The sequence below is a fragment of the Devosia insulae DS-56 genome (assembly GCF_000970465.2).
Taxonomy (GTDB): Bacteria; Pseudomonadota; Alphaproteobacteria; order Rhizobiales; family Devosiaceae; genus Devosia_A; species Devosia_A insulae.
The window spans coordinates 1-18,623 of the sequence record NZ_LAJE02000001.1 but is presented as its reverse complement, the minus strand read 5'-3'; the positions used below and the strand labels follow the sequence as shown (position 1 = coordinate 18,623).

Annotated in this window: 14 protein-coding genes; 7 read left to right on the top strand and 7 right to left on the bottom strand. The window is 66.1% G+C overall.

The window, feature by feature from the left end; all coding sequences use genetic code 11:
• Nucleotides 1-86: 86 nt before the first annotated feature.
• The 5 genes from VW23_RS00070 (at nucleotide 87) to mepA (ending at nucleotide 5,259) form a co-directional block, all read left to right on the top strand.
• The gene (locus tag VW23_RS00070) at nucleotides 87-977 is read left to right on the top strand and encodes a carbohydrate ABC transporter permease (RefSeq protein ID WP_069907564.1); all 891 of its coding nucleotides are present in this window, start codon (nucleotides 87-89) and stop codon (nucleotides 975-977) included.
• Nucleotides 974-1,846: a carbohydrate ABC transporter permease gene (locus VW23_RS00065; protein WP_069907563.1), complete on the top strand. Its 873-nt coding sequence runs from the start codon at nucleotides 974-976 to the stop codon at nucleotides 1,844-1,846. Before VW23_RS00070 ends, VW23_RS00065 begins: the two co-directional genes overlap by 4 nt.
• Complete coding sequence (locus tag VW23_RS00060) at nucleotides 1,843-3,045, top strand: AGE family epimerase/isomerase (RefSeq protein WP_069907562.1); 1,203 nt, start codon at nucleotides 1,843-1,845, stop codon at nucleotides 3,043-3,045. Before VW23_RS00065 ends, VW23_RS00060 begins: the two co-directional genes overlap by 4 nt.
• 229 nt (nucleotides 3,046-3,274) lie before the next feature.
• Nucleotides 3,275-4,312, top strand: coding sequence for a Gfo/Idh/MocA family protein (locus tag VW23_RS00055; protein ID WP_069907561.1), 1,038 nt, complete (start codon nucleotides 3,275-3,277; stop codon nucleotides 4,310-4,312).
• Nucleotides 4,313-4,413: 101 nt separating this feature from the next.
• Nucleotides 4,414-5,259 (top strand): penicillin-insensitive murein endopeptidase, encoded by an 846-nt coding sequence (mepA, locus tag VW23_RS00050; RefSeq protein ID WP_069907565.1) that lies wholly within the window; start codon nucleotides 4,414-4,416, stop codon nucleotides 5,257-5,259.
• 4 nt (nucleotides 5,260-5,263) lie between these two features.
• Here mepA and VW23_RS00045 read toward each other — a convergent pair whose 3' ends face one another.
• From VW23_RS00045 to VW23_RS00020, 6 genes are all read right to left on the bottom strand, one after another.
• Nucleotides 5,264-5,872 carry a hypothetical protein gene (locus VW23_RS00045; RefSeq protein WP_069907560.1) on the bottom strand — a complete coding sequence of 203 codons (609 nt, stop codon included), beginning with the start codon at nucleotides 5,870-5,872 and terminating at the stop codon, nucleotides 5,264-5,266.
• A 6-nt stretch (nucleotides 5,873-5,878) separates the two neighbouring features.
• On the bottom strand, nucleotides 5,879-7,540 hold the full coding sequence (locus VW23_RS00040) for an alkaline phosphatase family protein (protein WP_069907559.1): 1,662 nt from the start codon (nucleotides 7,538-7,540) through the stop codon (nucleotides 5,879-5,881).
• Entirely contained in the window at nucleotides 7,537-10,536 is a 3,000-nt protein-coding gene (locus tag VW23_RS00035) for a hypothetical protein (protein WP_244513301.1), read from the bottom strand. Before VW23_RS00035 ends, VW23_RS00040 begins: the two co-directional genes overlap by 4 nt.
• 8 nt (nucleotides 10,537-10,544) lie before the next feature.
• Nucleotides 10,545-12,791: a GMC family oxidoreductase N-terminal domain-containing protein gene (locus VW23_RS00030; protein WP_176730284.1), complete on the bottom strand. Its 2,247-nt coding sequence runs from the start codon at nucleotides 12,789-12,791 to the stop codon at nucleotides 10,545-10,547.
• Nucleotides 12,792-12,904: 113 nt separating this feature from the next.
• Nucleotides 12,905-13,282, bottom strand: coding sequence for a hypothetical protein (locus tag VW23_RS00025; RefSeq protein WP_069907556.1), 378 nt, complete (start codon nucleotides 13,280-13,282; stop codon nucleotides 12,905-12,907).
• A 497-nt stretch (nucleotides 13,283-13,779) separates the two neighbouring features.
• Complete coding sequence (locus tag VW23_RS00020) at nucleotides 13,780-14,610, bottom strand: helix-turn-helix domain-containing protein (RefSeq protein ID WP_069907555.1); 831 nt, start codon at nucleotides 14,608-14,610, stop codon at nucleotides 13,780-13,782.
• A gap of 95 nt (nucleotides 14,611-14,705) precedes the next feature.
• Between VW23_RS00020 and VW23_RS00015 the strand changes: the two genes are divergently transcribed.
• Together VW23_RS00015 and VW23_RS00010 are read left to right on the top strand one after the other, a co-directional pair.
• Nucleotides 14,706-15,638: a phytanoyl-CoA dioxygenase family protein gene (locus VW23_RS00015; protein ID WP_069907554.1), complete on the top strand. Its 933-nt coding sequence runs from the start codon at nucleotides 14,706-14,708 to the stop codon at nucleotides 15,636-15,638.
• 251 nt (nucleotides 15,639-15,889) lie between these two features.
• Entirely contained in the window at nucleotides 15,890-17,044 is a 1,155-nt protein-coding gene (locus tag VW23_RS00010) for a mandelate racemase/muconate lactonizing enzyme family protein (protein ID WP_069907553.1), read from the top strand.
• Between the two features lie 51 nt (nucleotides 17,045-17,095).
• On the opposite strand, the gene VW23_RS00005 is transcribed toward VW23_RS00010, so the two are convergent.
• Nucleotides 17,096-18,424, bottom strand: coding sequence for an enolase C-terminal domain-like protein (locus VW23_RS00005; RefSeq protein WP_069907552.1), 1,329 nt, complete (start codon nucleotides 18,422-18,424; stop codon nucleotides 17,096-17,098).
• Nucleotides 18,425-18,623 lie beyond the last annotated feature (199 nt).

Genomic DNA, 18,623 nt, shown 5'->3' with positions numbered 1-18,623 from the left:
CCTCCCCCGCTACGCGGTGGAGGACCACTGAGAGCCCGGTGGCTCTTCAAATGCGATTGCCCCGGAGGCAGCACGGAGACGATGACATGTTGAAGCGACGACGCCTGCTCTTCTCGCTGCTTGCCATCCTGCCTGTCATCGCCATCTTCGCCTTTGTCCGGGTTTACCCGATCAGCGAGATTCTTCGGCTGAGCCTGCACAAGTGGGACATCCTGTCGAAGAAGAAGCCGTTCATCGGGCTCAGGAACTTCCAGGAGCTGCTGGGCGACCGGCTGTTCCACGAGGCGCTGTTCAACACCTCGATCATCGCCTTCGGCGTGCTGCTGATCACCATTCCGTTGTCGCTGGTGATCGCCGCACTGATCTTCCACCGCACCCGCTCGCGCTTCGCCGCCTTCTACGAGACGGCGGTGTTCATTCCGCACGTGGTGTCGCTGGTGCCCGCCGCCATGGCGTGGAAATGGATTTTTGACGCGCGGCTCGGACCGCTTAATGCGTTCCTCTCGATCTTCGGGGTCAAGCCGATGTCCTGGCTGTTCGACCCGGTGCTGTCGATCATCTGCGTCATCGTGCTCTGCTCCTGGCAGGCGCTCGGCTTCGCCGTGCTGATCTACCTCGTCGGCTTCAAGAGCCTGCCGGTCTCGGTCTACGAGGCGGCCAAGCTCGATGGCGCCTCCGGCCGGCAGTCGTTCTGGCACCTGTCGGTGCCGATGCTGAAGCCGATCACCCTCTATGTCTCGGTGGTGACACTGGTCTCGGCGTTCAACGTCTATGCCCAGGTCTATGTGCTGGCTTCCGATGCGCAGGGCGCGCCGGGGCGGCAGGTCCGGGTGCTGGTGCTCGATATGCTGGAGAACAGCTTCCGCAATTACCGCGTCGGCTATGCCGCCTCGGAGGCGGTGGTGCTGCTCGCCATCGTGCTGCTGTTGACCTTCGTGCAGTTCAGCCTGCTGCGTGAAAAGAGGGCCGCCCGATGAGCACCGACATCGAGAAGCATTCCCGCGAAGTCGGCGACCGCACGTTCAAGGCGCGCGCCACCAATCTCGGCATCGACCTGTTCCTCGGGCTGTTCGGACTGTTGATGATCCTGCCGCTGGTGCTGCTCGTCGCCAATGCCTTCAAGACGCCGGCGGAAATGCTGAGCTGGCCCCCGACGGTGATTCCGGCTCAGCCGACCCTGGCCAATATCGAGGCGGTGTTGGCCGATACGCCGTTGCTGCGCTGGATCTTCAACAGCTTCAGCTTCGCGCTGCTCTCGGCCGTCGCCATCCTCATCACCTCGACTATTGCCGGCTACATCCTCGCCAAGTTCCCGTCGCGAGCGATGAGCGCGCTGTTCGCCATCATCCTCGCCACGGCCATCGTGCCGTTCGAGGTTTACATGATCCCGCTCTACTTCCAGGCGCAGAGCCTGGGGATCCTCAACTCGGTCTGGGGGTTGCTGCTCGGCTATCTGGTGATGAGCTTCGGCATCTTCCTGATCCGCCAGAACGTCATCCACTCGATCCCCGACGAGCTATTGGAGGCCGCGCGGATCGATGGCGCCAGCGAGATCTGGATCTTCATCCGTATCGTCGTGCCGCTGCTGCGCGGCGCGCTCGGGGCGCTGTTCGTCCTCGCCTTCTTCCAGGCCTGGACGGCCTTCGCCTGGCCGCTGATCGTCGCCACCACCAAGGACAGCTACACCATCGAGGTGGGCCTCGCGCTGTTCCAGACCGGCTTCACCGTCGACCTCGGCCGGCTGAGCGCCGCCTCCGCCATCGTCCTCGTGCCGTCTGTGGCCTTGTTTGTCTTCTTGCGGCGCAACTTCGTCCAGGGCGTTGCCAGCACCGGGCTCAAGGAATGACCGATTTCTTCGCCGCCGCGCGGCAACGCTATCTCGCCTCCAATGCGGAGACGCTGCGCTGGATGCTGGCGCGGCCGCCTTTGCACGGCGTCTTCGTCAACACCAAGCTGAACCCGCTGACCCTCGTCGATTATGCGGCGGTCGATGGCTGGCGCGGCCCCGACCATGTCTATGGCTGGATCCAGGGCCGCGCCCTCGAGGCCATCGTCACCCACGCGGCAGCCTTCGAGAGCATCGACCCGGAGCTCACCCACGCCCTCGATCTGGCGGGGCGACGGCTCTACGCCGCGCTCGACAGGCTGCGCGCCGCCGACGGGCACGTGTATTTCTGCTACGACCGCGACATGCGCCCGATCCGCTTTACGGGCGAGGTTTTTGTCCCGCAAACCCAGCCGGCCGACATTTACAGCTTCTCCGACACCTTTGCCGCCAAGGGCCTGGTCGCCGGAGCGACGCGCTACGCGCCCGCCGACCTACCGCGCCAGCTCGCAGCACTGGGCAAGGTGATCGCGGCGATCGAGGACGATCGCTTCCAGATCGACGAGAAAGTACCGCTCGGACGCGCGATGCTCAAGGCCGAGGCGCCGGACTTTGGCCCGCGCATGATCATGCTGAGTGCCGGAGCCCTGCTGACCGGCATCGGCCACCGCGATCGCACGGCGTTTGCCGATCGCTTCATCGGCCATGTCATCGCCAACTATTTCGATCCTGCCAGCGGGTTGTTGCGCAACGTGCCGGGTGAGGATCGCTGTAATGTCGGGCACGGCATCGAGTTCGTCGGCTTCGCGCTCGATTACCTCGAGGCCGATGTCGATCGGGAGCTGCTGCGGGTGCTGGAGACCATCCTCGTTTCGTCGTTCGACCGCGGCTTTGTCGGGCCCGGCGTGCGGCTGGTGGTGTCGGCGGCGAGCGGCGCACCGATCAGCCCCTATTGCCCCTGGTGGTCGCTGCCTGAAACCATCCGCAGCGCCGCGCTCTGCCACGAGCGCTCGCAGAGCGCCGAGAGCCTCCGCGTCTGGCAGAAGGCCGACGAAGTGTTCTTCCGCGATTACTGGCGCCCCGGCACCGGCATCGCCTACCAATGCCTCACCGACGATGGGCCCATCGATTACGTGCCGGCGACCCCGGATCTCGACCCCGGCTACCACACCGGGCTGAGCCTCCTGGCCGCGATCGATATGGTCGGTCGGCGGAGTTAGGAGGAGGGCACATGCAGCGCTTCTTTGGCGGGAACCACTAAAAAGCGCCCCAAGCTCGGTGTCATCCCCGCGAAAGCGGGGACCTCTGTTTGAGATGGTACCGCAGGCAAGAAAACAGAGGTTCCCGCTTTCGCGGGAATGACCCGGTGAGTGGGGCGGCATAACTTATGCGCATGTGCGCCTGTGCGGGGATGACGCCGGTGCAGAAAACCAAGGTTGAGGAGGGCACATGCAGCGCAGGGGCATCGCCGTGATCGGCGCCGGCATGGGCATGAAGCCGCATGCGCTGAGTCTCCGCGATCTGGCTGATCGAGCGGAGGTGATCGGGGTGTTCAGCCGCTCGTCCGAGCGCCGCGACGCGGCCCACGCGGGCTATGGCTTTCCGGTCAGCGATGACCTCGACGCTTTGGTCAATGATCCGCGGGTCGATGTCGTGCTGGTGCTGACCCCGCCATCGGCACACCTCGAAGTGGTGCGGCTGGCGGCGGCCGCCGGCAAAGCCATCCTGCTGGAAAAGCCCATCGAGCACAGTCCGGCCAGGTCCCGCGAAGTCGTGGAAACCGCGCGCACCGCCGGTGTCCGGCTCGGCATCGTGCTGCAGAACCGAACCCGGCCCAATGCCCGCGAGCTCGGGCGCCGCATCGCTGCGGGAGAGCTGGGTGAACTGGTGACCGCCGCGGCTTCGATCCGCTGGTGGCGGGCCCAATCCTACTATGACGAGCCGGGCCGCGGCACGCTGGCGCGCGATGGGGGCGGCGTGTTGCTGACCCAGGCCATCCACGCGCTCGACCTGTTCCTGAGCCTCACCGGCCCGGTCGCCGAAGTCAGCGCCACCGTCGGCACCTCGCGCACCCACCGGATGGAATGCGAGGACGTGGTCAGTGCCGCGATCCGCTTTGCCAATGGCGCCATCGGTTCGATCGATGCCACCACTGCCAGCTTCCCCGGCTTCCCCGAACGGCTGGAACTGGTCTTCGAGCGGGCTACGGCCGTGCTGACTGGTGAAAGCCTGATGCTCTATTGGCGCGATGGCAGCATCGAGGATCACTCTATCGCGGCCGGCGGCCATGGTGGCGGCGCCGACCCGATGGGCTATTCGCATACCCGGCACCGCGCCGTGCTCGAGGATTTTCTCGATGCCCTGGACGAAGGCCGCGAGCCGTTGGTCACCGGCGAGGAGGCACTCAAGGTGCATCGGCTGATCGAAGCAATCCTTGCCTCGAGCGCCGAGCGGCGCCCGGTCCGGCTGGCTGACCTCGATCGCTGAGGGCGATGCAGTTCGGGGCCGTGCAGAACCTGCTCCGCCGCCACGACATGGCCCCGATCTTGCGTTCAACCAAGGTGAGTGGGTGCTTTGGGGGGATGGCAATGCTTCGGATACTTGGCTTTGCGGTTATCGCCTTCCTGCTCTCGGCTTCGGTCGCCTCGGCGCAGCCGGCGCGGGAGCTGTTCGGCGCCATGCATCAGCCGACCACTGGGCCCGAGGTGCCGGTGGGCAGTTATGCCAAGGGCTGTATTGCCGGTGCGGTGCAATTGCCGAGCGATGGGCCGGGCTGGCAGGCGATGCGCCTGTCGCGCGATCGGCGCTGGGGCAGTGCCGAACTCGTCAGCTATATCGGGGCGCTCGCCCAATCGGCGGCGCAGGATGGCTGGCCGGGCATCCTCGTCGGCGATATGGGGCAGGCGCGCGGCGGTCCGATGGCCAGCGGCCACGCCTCGCACCAGATCGGCCTCGACGTCGACATCTGGTTCGAGCGGATGCCGGACTACAAGCTCAGCGCCGATGAGCGCGAGAGCCTGTCGGCCCGCTCGATGCTGAAAAAGGGCACCCGCGACATCGACCCCAAGCGCTTCGGCGAAGCGCAGCGCCTGCTGCTCTATCGCGCGGCGCAGCTGCCTGGCGTGGCGCGCATCTTCGTGGCGCCGGGTATCAAGAGGTCGCTCTGTTCGACCACCTGGCGCGACCGCAGCTTTCTGAACAAGATCCGCCCCTGGTACGGGCACGACGACCATTTCCATGTGCGGCTCGATTGTCCGGCAGGCGTCGAGCTCTGCGTCAACCAGGCGCCGGCGCCAGCGGGCGATGGCTGCGGCGCCGAGCTCGACTACTGGTTCACCGACGAGCCCTATAAGCCGAGCACCAGTCCGCCGGCCCCGCCTCTGACCCTGGCCGATCTGCCCAAGGCCTGCACCGCGGTGCTCAAGGCCGACTGACCGATCACTTGTAGATCTCGGCGATCGTGGCGAAATCGGCGCGGACCGCATCGACGCGGCTGTAGAACAGCGTCACCGTTTCCTTGGCGACAACCGGGCAGCCATTATCGGCATATTGCTTGGCGGCCCGCGCCAGCTCCTCGAAGCCGGCATAGAACGAGACGAACAGCGCCAGGTTCGGCTCGCCCACCTCGATGAAGTTGGGGACGGCAGCAGTGTAGATCGGGGTTTCTCGCTGGAAGGCATCGACCAGTTCGTTGACCGTGCCGCTGCAGCCGGCGGGCTTGTTTGGGTCGCTCGGCATCAGCGTCTCGCGCAGCAACTGGGCCCGGGCGAGGACGCTGTCGAGATCCCTGGCCTCCACCCGCAGCGCATGGCCGACCTGCACCAGGGCCTCGCGATCGCGCCTTACCTGCGTCTCGTCCTGGATGGCGCTCGAGATTGCCAGTACCCCGGCGCCGGTGACGAAGCCGAGCATCGTGCCGATCAGCGCCTGCCACTGTCTGAGCGCGTTGAGCCGCCCCTTGGTGCCGAGGGTAAAGACGTCGAAGATGATGATCGCGACCATAACCGCGATGACGACGAGCACCAGCAGGACCGCCGTGGAGGTCATCAGCTGCTAACCGAACAGGCCCGGGCCGAGGCGCTGCAGCAGCGCATAGGCCTCGTCATAGGTGGTGGGGACCTCGTCGGTGGGAAGGCCGAAATTCTTCACCAGCATGCCCATCAGGGCCTTGCCGGGCGGGCTGAGCGGCGCCTTGCCGGCCGCCTCGGAGAATGGACCACCGGCTTCGGGGTTGGGCGGCACATATTGCGGCGTGGTCTCGGGCCAATCGGCTGCCGGGCGCGGTGTCGTCAGGTTGATGGCGTTGCCGAGGTCGCGCGCCCCGGCGTCGCGGGCGGTGAGCGGCGCGAGGCCATGGCGGTTGCAAAGTGTCGCGATGGCGGCAGCGTGGTGCATCGGCTCGTTGATGATCGTTCCGGCCCGCGTATAGGCCGAGATGGAGATGGCCGGAACCCGCACCCCGAGCCGGTCGAAGGCAAAGCCCATCTCCGTATCGGTGAGACCCGCCGGCGGCGTCGCCGCAGGTGGCGGCACGTGGTCATAGGTGCCGCCATGCTCGTCGAAGGTGACCAGCAGCAGCGTGTTGCCGGCATTGGAACCGGTAGGCGAAGCGGAAAGGCGGATCGCCGAATAGACCTCGTGCAGCAGCTTTTCGCCGGCCCGCACGTCGGAATTGCCGCCGACCTGCACCGTCACCCCGTCGGCGCCGACGAAATCGAAAGTTGCGACCGGCGGATGCATGTCGTTGTGGTCGAAGATGATGCGCGGCTCGATAAAGGCATAGGCCGGCAGCGTGCCGGCGGCGACATCCGCATGGAACTGCTGCATGCCGCGAAACCGGGTCTTCCAATAGGGTTTGAGCGCCGGGCCGTTGATCAGCCCGGTCAGGGAGACGATTTGCGTCTCGTCGAAATACACTGCCCAGGAGATGCCCGCTGCCTCGAGCCGGTTGAAGATGGTCGGCGCGGCATTGAGCTTGGGGTCCATCCACTTGAGGTAGCTCGCCGCACCGCCGCTATTGGTGACGAAGCCGGACGAGGTCGAGGCGTTGAAGAAGGCGCGGTTGCAGAAGGTCTGCGACGGCACGGCGCAATGCCAGGCGTCGTACACCGCAAAGCCGCGGGCCAGCGTAGAGAACACCGGCAGCATGTCCGGGCTGAACCCGCCCATCACCACGGCATACTCGTCCGGCTCCGGCTGCCGCCCTTCAGTCGCGACGAAGGTGTTGATATAGTCGGTGACGAAGCCGTTCATGCCCGGCGCGGTGCCCACGGGCGGGGCGTTGAACGGCGCCGTCATGGCGCTGAAATCGAGCCCGGCATTATCAGGCGGATCGACCGTGCCGAACAGCTGCGTGTTGACGTGCGGGTATTCCTCACCCGGGTCCGGCGTCGGGCTTGCCATGATCGCGTCGGTCGAGCCGGCATAGACATGCGCCGCGATATCGCCGCTCGGCGACGGGTTGGCGAAACTGCCATTGCCGACGCCGTCAAAACTCTGCCCGTCGGAGATCTGCCCGGGCGGGTAGAGGTGGCCCAGGAGGTTATCGAACGAGCGGTTCTCGAACATGATCACCACCAGGTGGTCGAGCGCGGCGGCCGGGTCACCTTTCACTACCGCCTCGGCGGCCTCGCCCGGCGTGGTGCTCGCTCCCGCCATCGCCGCGGCGCTCAGCTTGAGGAAGTTGCGCCGCGATGGGCCGGCGGTCCTGCTCAAGGCACGGGCGCCTGGCTGGTGGCGGCGATGGCGAGTTTCCAGCCCTCGGCCGGTGTCTCCTCGAGGTTGAGGCGGGTGACCATGTGGTAGAGCCGGTCGGTATCGCTGCCCGAGGCGGTGCAGAACCGATCCTGCAGGTAGAAGGGTGGCGTCGCCTGGTAGTAGAGCGTGGCGCTGACGCTGGCGGGTTTGCCCGCGAGTTCGCCGAGCGGCACGGCATAGGCGATGCTGTCCGAGCCGCCCGCGATGTAATCGGGGTCGTCGCCGACACCGACCGAGCCGGCCTCGAGCGCCAGGTCGTCGCCGGCCCCCAGCGCGTTGGCGATCTCCACCCGCTGCTGGAGCGGCAGGTAGCCGTCGGGCAGCAATCGATTGTCCTTCACTGTCGAGCAGATCGACAGAAAGCTCGTGGTCAGTTGCCCCGAAGGGGACGAGCCGGCGCCGCAGACCGGCGCCGTGCCTCCGGGGGTCGAGACCAGCTCCTGATAGACCTGGGCCTGCGACTGGCTGGTGATGGTTTCGAAATGCGGCTGGTGCAGCCGCTGCTCCGGCACGATGCGGGCCTGGCAATTGGCATCCCACCAGTATTCGCCGTCGAGCGGCGCGGCATTGGCGTCGACCAGCGCGCCGGCGGCGTTGCTGCCGCCCGAGCGCCACAGCAGCTTGCCGCCGGCATCGAGCACCGAGAACTCGATAAAGGCGCGGCGGAACCCCACCCCCGAGGGGAACTTGTGGCCGACCTTGTTGGTGACCTTCACTGTGGCGGTGAGCGCCGTGTCGCTGAGGGCGACGCTGCCCACCGCGATATCGGCGGTGTGCTGCCTCGCCTGATCCAGCATGGCGCCCTCGGTCCATAGCAGCGGATCAGTGCCCTTGCTGCCCAGCATCGGATCGGCGATCGGGATGCCGAGGATATCGGGGAACTGCTGGGCCAGCTTGACGAGGAAGACGTTGAGCCCGACCAGCGTATGCAGCGCGAAGTTGTCGCGTGCCTCGAGGTCGATCTTTTCCGGCGCAGTGGCGTTATCGGCCTGCGGGAAGTTCGAATATTCCTGGATGCTGGCGATCTTCGATTTGTAGGGCACGCCGTTGGCGTCGCTGGTCGCCATGTGGCAGTCCTGGCAGGAGAGCGGCGTGGTGCCGGCCCCCTGCGGCAGCGCCCCGTCCGGCGTCGAGCCGGTGCGGTAGGCGCTGAATGCCCATTCGGGATAGGTGGTCTGCTCGTAGATATGGGCGATGATCTTGCCGTCCTGCAGCACCGGCAGATGCACCGTGTGGCAGGAGCCGCAGACCTCTGACGCGGCGATCGTCGGATGCTCCTCCGGCGTGATGCCGAGCGCCTGTTGCATCGGCGTCGTTTGCGGCTTGTTGAACGGCCCGATCAGCGAATTGGGCGGGCCAACGAGGAAGCTGCCGGTAAAAGTCTTGGCGAAGCCGGAGTTCTCGGGGTTGAGCAGTGCCTGCCGTTCGGCGACGCAGGCGTTCTGCGGCGCCGCGAGCAGATCGTCCGTGACTCGATCGCCCAGCGCCATGCGGTGGCAGGCGGTGCACGAGACGCCGTCACGGGCCAGCATGGCGTATTGGGCGAGGTGCGACGTGCCGCCCTCCCAGGGCAGCGTCTCCAGCACCGAGCGCTCGAAGCTCGCGCACTGGCCGCCTGCCAGCTTGGTATCGATATTGAACTGCCGCTCCCCGGCAATGCCGTGGCATCCCAGGCAGACCGTCTGCACGGTGTCCGCCGCATCCGGGTGGAAAGTCTGGGTCTCGCTCGCCAGCTGCGCAAAGAAGAACGGGTCGCGCCCGGCTAGCCCCATCGGCGATGACCGCCAGGTCGCATAGGGCGACAGGTTGTCGAGCGTATTGCCGTGCGGGTTGGGCCGCGTCATGTCGAACTGCAACCCGGTGCTGCCGGCATCGTGGCAGCCGATGCACTGGCTCGAAGTGAGGAAGGTGTCGGCGGCGGTCGGCCCACCTGCCGCCACCCAGGTATTGTCATAGGTCTGCGACGGCATCGGCTGCACGTCGGCGGCCGGCGGCAACCCCTGAGCATACGCCATCAGGTCTTTGACAACAGCCGGGTCGGGCGTGCTGAACGGCACCAGCAGACGCGGCGCGCCGAAATCGGCCTGCGCCGCCGCCTGGTGCTGGGTCGGCGGCGCTGGGGTCGCCGGATCGTCGACGAAGAAGTTCTGGCTGAGGAACACCGTCGGCGTGCCGGGATGCCCCTCGATATTCGCGGTGGTGGCGAAGGTGAGGTTGTTCTTGGCCGAGGCGTGGCAGTTCATGCAGTATTGCGCAAAGCCCATATCGGGGATCGAGTTCCCCGGCGGCGCCGGCCAGTCCGGCGTCCAGCCGCTCTTGGCGCCAAAGCCGTACCAGCCCCAGTACCAGCCATCGAACGACACGTCGGGCGCGCGGATCATCACTGCCGCGCCGCTGGTGGGGAACAGCTTCATCGGGTCGACGCCGGCGCAGTCGGCGGCCGGCGCCGGGTACATCTCCTTGATCATCACCGCTCCGGCCGGCACCGGCGGCGGGACGAGGCTAGGATCGGCATCTTCCGAGCGATACTTCTCGAGCCAGGCCAGCATCTCGGGCGAATACCAGATCACCACCGGCGCGTGCGTACCGTGCTCGCTGCCGATCCACTTGCCGTCGGAAAGCGTCGCGGTGAACGGCCCGGTGTCGCGCACCGTCTTGTCGCGGGCCCAACCGCGGGCCGGATCGCGGTGGCAATAATGGCCGAGGAAGGCGTCGAGCTTCTTCTCGTAGACATCGAGCGGGAAGCCACCAGGGTTGCGGAAATCGGCATCGAGCGAAGCACAGAGCTGCGGATCGACCGGTGCCAGCGCCGTCTGCTGCTCGGCCGGGCAAGTGCCAGCGAGGGCGCTGGCCGTCGCCAGCACTGCCATCGCGAGGCCGCCGACGAGTGTTGCAACCGAACGCCTCAGCGTTGCGCGCTTCCCTTGCGTTGGACGGGTGACCTCGATGCTCACGAGAATCCTCAGCTCGGTTGGGGGATGCCCTCGATCAGTCGTTCGGAGAAGATCTTGGCGATGGTGTAGAGCGACTGCATCGGGTTGGCGCCGACCGAGGTCGGGAAGATGCTGCTGTCCATCACGTAGACATTTGGCACCTCGCTGCCATCTGCTGCCCACAGCCGGTGGTTGAGCGATACGACGCCGGTGCCGCTCGGCCCCATCTTGTTGGTCGCCTGCAAGTGCGCCGAGGTCAGCACGTTCCGGTTCGGGATGAACTTGAGGTTTTGATCGATCAGGTCGGCCTGCTTGATGTCGGTGAAATAGGTGCCGACCATCGGATCGAAATTCTCAACCCCGAGCACGTTCTCGTTCGAGGGGATGATCACCTTCTTGGCGCCGGCGAGGAACATCATCCGGACCCCGATGGCCACACCGATGCGGAACCGTGCCTTGTCGCTGTCGCTCAGGGTATATTCGAGCACCGTGTCGCCGGTGGCGTCGAGCACCACCCGGTTGTCCGGCGACGGCGTGTCGACCAGCATGCAGCCGAAGCCGACATAATTGTTGAACCGCGCCATCTCCTCGTAGACCTGCTTGCCGCTGCCCGGCACCAGCAGCGCGCCATAGGCCGGCAGCCCGGCCATTGTCTCGTAAATGAAGCCGGGCGAGGCACCGAACGAGGAGACGTAAGTGGCGCTGTCGAGCCCATCGAGCAGGTCGATAACCCGATCGAACAGCCCGAGCAACGGCACCGATGGGTGAAGGATCAGTCCGCGGCCGATCTTGTCATTGGCGAGTTTGGGGTTGGCCTTGGCGGTGTTGAGCAGCACCCGTGTCGTGCCGATGGTGCCGGCCGAGACCACGATGTTTTCGGCCGCGATGCTGACCGGCACACCGGGCGGAATGCCGAGCCTGGACGGGTCGACCACCGTATTGCCGTAGTCGGTCCATGGCGCCGTCATGTGCAGCGTGACGCCTGTGGCACGCGTGCCGCTCGCATCGAAGACGATCTCGTCGACCGTCGCGTCCGGAATGATGCCGAGCGGGTTGGCGGTGTCGGCAATGGCCGGATAGAGCAGCTGCCGCGCCGCGTCGAGCTTGTCGTTCACCGGCGACGGTGAGTCCCCGACCGGGAAGCGGTTGAGGTGATAGAGCGAGGGGTCGGCGCCATAGGCGGCGGCGCCGTCCCACAGCGCCTGGTTGTCGTTGTTGAGCTCGCTCTCGGCCAGCGTGCGGGTGCCGATCGCCTGCCGCACCCATTCATAAGCGGTAGCGAGGCGCTCGGTCGAGTACCAGGTGCCATCCATCAGCCCGTCGGCGATCCAGCCATTGATACGGGTCTGCACCGTGGATTCGAGCGGCGAGAAGGCGAGGTCGATATTGACGGCCGAGCCGCCGCCCAGCGTCTCGCCGCTGCGGATCACCACCGCATTGTCGGCGGTGAAGGACTGGTCGCCCTTGTACATCAGCCGCGGGTAGCTGCGCGTCGTCATCGAGCCCCAGACGACGAACGGCCCCTTCTCGATCAGCACCACCCGCTTGCCGGCCGCCTGCAGCTGGCTGGCGACGGTGGCGCCGCCCGGCCCGCTGCCGATCACCAGATACTCGATCGGGCCGTCGGCATGGCTGATTGTCTTGCTCGCTGCGTCGTAGCTGAGCCGGCTCGGTGCGATGGTCGGTGCATTGAGCATCGAATAGACGTCGGGCCGGCTGACGAATACCGGCGGGGCGAGGAAGTTGCTGAGCGGCTGCGCCAGCGGCAGGTCCCAGATCGAGGACAGATAGGCTTCGCGCAGGATCGAGGCGATCTGCGTCGAGACCGGGCCCGCCGTGCCCTCGAACAGGTAGGAGTAGAGCGGTGTCCTCAGCGCCGGATCCATCGCGCCGAAGCCGCCCGGGGTGGTGATGAAGGCTTGCACCGCCGGGTCGGTCGAGGCCTTCAGTTCGGCATAGAACGGCAGCGCCTGCGGTTCGGTGAACCCGGCGAGCAACTGCGCCACCGGCGAAGCCTCGAACCCTGAAAGCATCGCTTTGCTGACTTGGGCGGCGATCTCGGCGATGGATTTGGCTGCATCGGGCGGCAGCCCCAGTTCGGCCTGCGGGAACCACAGCTCGAACAGCGCGTCGTGGGTTTTCTCGATCGCCGCCGCCGCCGGCGCCGACTGCGCCCAGACCGGAGACGAAGCTATCGTTGCCACGGCCGCGGCGAGCGCGGCCATGAATTGACGCCGGTCCAGCCCGGCAGGGTGGAAGGCAGAACCATCAGCCACGAGCCAACCCCTCAGATGACTACTCGGCGACATCAGGATTTACGCCGCCGGTCGCGCCGTCAATTCACGTTTCTACTAGAATGCGAAGGACTTAGAGCGAACGTCGGCAGCAATCACGGCGGTGGCGGGGACAGGATGGCCAGCGGCTCGATATCGCCGATGGTGTGGATCGAGCCGTGGTAGCCGGGCTCATATGGCAGCCCCGGCCGGTTATCCGGATAGACCAGCAGCTGGCAGGTGATGGCCTCGATCGGGAAGCCGTCCTTCAACTGCGTGCACAGTTCCTGGTTGAGCGTTTCCCAGTAGGGGTTCTTGGCCGGATCGACCGCGTCCATGAACTTCAGCGCCTGGCTGCGCAGGTCCTCGTAGTTTGGGATATCGGCTTCGGCGATGCCGCTATTGTAGCGGTAGTGGAAATACATGTTCATCGTCTGCTCGCCCTGGTTCTGGGTCTTGTACCCCCGCACCTCGAACAGGAACTCGCGCTTCACGGCGGGGCTATCCGCCGATTGCGCCAACACCGGCTGCCCCACTGCGGTAATAGCCAGGATAACCCATGCCAGTCTGTGAAACCGCGTCGATGACATCTTGTCCTCGTCGGATTGCTTGGGATCAGCGAGCCTAGCTCCACCAAGCTGACAAAACGCTCACAACCTATGGGCGCTAAGTTATCGTAGCCACGGGCTCGCCACAGCACAGGTGTTATGCCGCGTTCGCGCATAGGCGCCAAGTTATGGCTGATGGGTTTGGGGGGTGTCGCCGGGATCCACGGCGATCGTGGCTTTCCCCTCATCCGGCGCTACGCGCCACCTTCTCCCCGACGGGGAGAAGAATCCGGATGGCGCGGCGATCGCCTCTTTTCCTCTCCCCGTCGGGGAGAGGGTGGATCGGCCGTCAGGCCGAGACGGGTGAGGGGTTGGCGGCCACTGAGCCATCCCCAGCGGCACCTAATTTAGCGCCTATGGCCCACAACCGGACGGGGTGGGCACTACAGTCGCCGGTTGGTGTTGCGGAAGCTGCTGGGGGACATGCCTTCGCGTTGCGCGAACACCCGCGAGAAGTAGAAGGCATCCTCGAAGCCGGTCTGGTGGGCGATGGCCTCGATACCGGCATCGGTGATCGCCAGCATCTCCTTGGCCCGGTCGAGCCGCAGACGCAGCTGGAACGCCTTGGGCGGCACGCCGGTGGCGGCAATGAACTTCCGCCGCAGCGTTGCCGGCGACATGCCAAACTCCTCGGCGAAGCGGCTGAGGTCCACCGTCTCGAAGGCCCGCTCCCGCAGCGCCTCGATCGCCGGGGCGATCGGGTGTTCGGCGCGTTCGCGCCGCTCGATCAGGCTCTGGTGTGCGGCGGTGAGTGCGATGCGCTGCATGCGGGCGCCGGCCGAGGCGCGGGCGAGGGGCGTGTCGTCGCCCATCTCCACCCGCAACAACGCGAACAGCCGCTGCATTTCACCGAGCTCGTGCAGTTGCAGCAGCGGCTGGCGCGGTTCGATCAGGGCGCTCGCCAGCACGTCATTGGCGATCCGCCCTTCGAACAGCGCCCATTGCTCGTCCCAGTCGGTGCCATCGTCCGGTCCGTAGGAATGCACCATGCCCGGCCACAGCCAGAAGATGGCCGGCGCCACCACCACCTGGCTGCCGCTCGACGCGGTGTGCAGCCGACCGCGGCCACGTTCGACCATCACCACGGCAAATAGCTCGAGCTTCCGATCCTCGATCTGCGTCGAGATCCGGTGCGCCCCGTATTCGAGCACCCCGAGCAGCGGCGAGGTGCCGGGGATATGCGGACGATAGGCGGCGACGGACAGGTTAGCCATGAGCGAAAAGTCCAGATGGTGCTTTTGTCTATGGTGACGCTGTCGCTCATACCATAGCGATACTGCATCACCAGTCGCTCCAATGGATGATCGAAATGTCAAATTCCGCGGCTGCGGAGCGGTCTGCCGCTTCGCCCATGCCGACACTGCACGCCAATGGCCTGACGCTGTCCTCGGCGCCCAACCGGATGGGCTACCTGACGCCGACCAGTGCGAGCACCAGCCTCGCGGCGATGCGCCGCCAGTACGAGGAGCAGGGCTACCTGTTCATCAAGGGCTTCCTCGACCGGCAGGAGGTCATCGATTTCCGCGGCTGGGTGTTCGAGCAGCTGGCGGCGGGCCGGCTGACCGAACCCGGCACCGATTTCGCCGCCGGCATTTCCGCAACCCGCTCACCCGACAAGGCCTGGCTCGATCGCCGGCTGATGTCGCTGGTCCGCTCGACCGCCTATGAGGGCTTCTGCGCCCAGCCGCGGCTCGCCCGGTTCATGGACGCCTTCCTCGACGGGCTCTCCTACCTGCACAAGCGCAAGATCATGCGCTTCACCCAGCCCGGTACCACGACGGTCACCCCGGCGCATTACGACCTCGTCTACCTGCGCGGCGGCACCAGCCGCATCGTCACCGCCTGGATCCCTATCGGCGACACCTCGATTGCCATGGGCGGGCTGACCTATCTCGAGGGCTCGCACACGATCGGCAGCGACATGGAGGCCAAGTTCCAGATCGAGGGCATGGACCTGACGCCGGAGGAGCGGATCAGCGCCTACAACAAGAACATGACCGAGGGCGGCTGGGTCTCCAAGAACCTGCCTGATATGGCCGAGCGCTTCGATACCCGCTGGCTGGTCGCCGACTACGAAGCCGGCGACGTCATGCTGCACAGCCCGTTCATGATCCACGCCTCGACCACCAACCAGGATCCCGAGCGGCGGATCAGGCTCTCGACCGATATCCGCTACCAGAACGTCGACGACGAGATCGACGCCCGCTGGAACAACCACTGGAGCCTCAACGACATGCTGTAGCGGCCTGTCTGTTCCTCCGAGTCCACCAACCCACAAAGCAAGAGGCGCCACACGCGGCCAGGGAGATGCCATGCCGAGAATTCCGGGAAGCTTAGGTGTCAGCGCGGCGTCGTCCGGCAAGGCTCGATCTCGATACGACTTTCAGCCTATCTCAGGCGCCCCGATCGGCGGTTGCCAACGCTGCCTTGGGCTGTAACCTGACGTACGTCCCTCGGGGAGGATCGAGGGACAAATAACGAGGGAGAGGCAACGTGAAGATCACTTCGGTGAAGACGGCGGCAACGAGCGGCCATTGCATGCATCTATGGGTCCGCATCGAGACCGACGCCGGCGTCACCGGGCTCGGCGAATGCGTGCATGGCGGCTACCAGGCCATCGCGATCATCAAGGAATTGGAGGAGCGCCTGATCGGCCGCGACCCCTTCGCCATCGATGCGATCTTCGAGGAAACCCGGCGCAGCCTGGTGTTCGAGGGCGGCTTTGCCGGGGCGCTGATCACCGCGCTCACCGGTATCGAAATTGCGCTCTGGGATTTGAAGGGCAAGGCCCTGAAGGTGCCGATCTACGAGCTGATGGGCGGCAAGTTCCGCGACGACATCCGCGTCTATTGCGACTGCGAAGTCTCACCCGGCATGAACATGGACGAGGTGCAGGCCGAGGTCGACAAGGTGCTGGAGGCCGGCTTTTCCGCCCTGAAGGTCGATCTCGATATCCGCGCCTATGGCCATACCGGATCGGAAACCGGCTGGTACGAGAAGGACCGGTTCAACATGACTCCCAACAAGTGGGAGCATGACCGCATGGTGCAGCTGGCCGAGATGGTGGTGAAGGCTGCCGGCAAGGAAGTCGAGGTCGCCTGCGACCTGCATACGAGGCTCGACAAGCATTCCGCCATCCGCCTCGCCAAAGACCTCGAGCATTTGCAGCTGATGTGGCTGGAAGAGCCGATCCCGCCGGAAAACATTGATGCCATGGCCGAGATCACCCGGTCGACCAGCGTGCCGATCTGCGGCGGCGAAAACCTCTATCTGCGTCACGGCTTCAGAAAAGTCTTCGAGCAGCAGGCGCTCGACATCATCATGCCCGATATCCCGAAATGCGGCGGGCTGTCGGAGTGCCGCAAGATCGCCGAGATGGCCGACCTCTATTCCATCCCCTTCGCCCCGCACAATGTCAGCTCGCCGATCGGCACCATGGCCTCGGCCCAGGTCTGCGCCACGGTGCCGAACTTCCTGGTGCTGGAGTTCCACTGGTTCCACCGCGACTACTGGTCGACCATCACCGATGGCGGCGAGATCATCCAGAACGGCCGCATCAAGCTGACCGATCGGCCGGGCATCGGGCTCGAGCTGAACGAGGAAGTGGCGAAGCAGCACCAGTATCCGGGGACGACCTGGTTTGAATGAGCTAGCCGACTGAGAGAGACGGAGGGGGCCGTCTGCTTCAGTCGGGCAACGCTACCGCACCAAAGCCGGCCGCTTCGCATCGAACGTCCAGCCGCTGATCAGGTACTGCATCGCCGCCGCATCGTTGCGGCTGCCCGCCGGCAGCGCGCGATATCGGGCATGCGCCGCTTCGAGTTGCGCCTCGTCGATCTCCACCCCGAGGCCCGGCCGTTCCGGCACCGCCACGTGTCCGTCGCGAATGAGCGGCGGCTCCACCGTCAGCCGCTGCCCGTCCTGCCAGATCCAGTGCGTATCGAGCGCGGTGATCGTCCCCGGCGCTGCCGCGCCAACCTGGGTGAACATCGCCAGCGAGATATCGAAATGGTTGTTCGAGTGGCTGCCCCAGGTGAGCCCCCAGCGGTGACAGAGTTTTGCCACGTCGATCGAGCCGCGCGGCGTCCAGAAATGTGGGTCCGCCAGCGGGATATCGACGCTGCCGAGCGTCAGCGCGTGCCCCATCTGCCGCCAGTCGGTGGCGATCATGTTGGTCGCGACCTTCACCCCGGTGCGTAGCCGGAATTCCGCCAGCACCTCGCGGCCGGAAAAGCCGGCTTCCGCCCCGCAGGGGTCCTCGGCATAGGCGAGGATCGGTTTCAGCCGGCCCGCTAGCTTGACGGCTTCATCGAGCGACCATGCCCCGTTCGGGTCGACTGTCAGCCGCGCCGCCGGGAAACGCTCGGCCAGCGCCTCGATCGCTTCGGCTTCCGCCTCGCCGGCCAGCACGCCGCCCTTCAACTTGAAGTCGCGAAACCCGTAGCGAGCCTCCGCTGCCTCGGCGAGCCGCACGATGGCGTCGGGGGTCAGCGCCACCTCGTCGCGCAGCCGGTCCCAATCATCACCGCGCGTCGCGGCGCGATAGCCGAGCGGCGTTCTGCTGCGGTCGCCGACATAGAACAGATAGCCCAGCATCTCGACCCGGTCGCGCACCTGGCCGTCGCCGAGCAGCTCGGCCATCGGCACGCCGAGGAACTGCCCCATCAGGTCGAGCAGCGCGCATTCGAGCGCCGCCACCGCATGGATGGTGACGCGCAGGTCGAAGGTCTGCGGCCCGCGGCCACCGGCATCGCGGCTGGCGAAGGTCTCGCCGACCTGCCGCAGCACCGAGCGGTAAGCGCCGATCTCGCGCCCTATGACCAGCTCGCGGCTATCCTCCAAGGTCCGCGCGATCGCCTCGCCGCCCGGAACTTCGCCCAGCCCGGTGCGGCCGGCACTGTCGGTGAGGATCAGGATGTTGCGGGTGAACAGCGGTCCATGCGCCCCGCTGAGGTTGAGCAGCATGCTGTCTTCGCCGGCCACGGGAACGACGCGGAGGGCGGTGATGATGGGGGTGGCGGTGCCCATCAGCAACTGCCCCTCACCCCGACCCTCTCCCCGGAGGGGAGAGGGGGCGATGTGGCATTGCCCGTGCAAAGTGCGTCCCCGCTCCCCTCCGGGGAGAGGGGCAGGGTGAGGGGAAGGAACGTAGGCACTGTAGCGGGTCACCCCGGCACGGCCCCGACAGGCGGCCCGCCGACCAGGCAGCGCGGGGCGGACGAGTGGG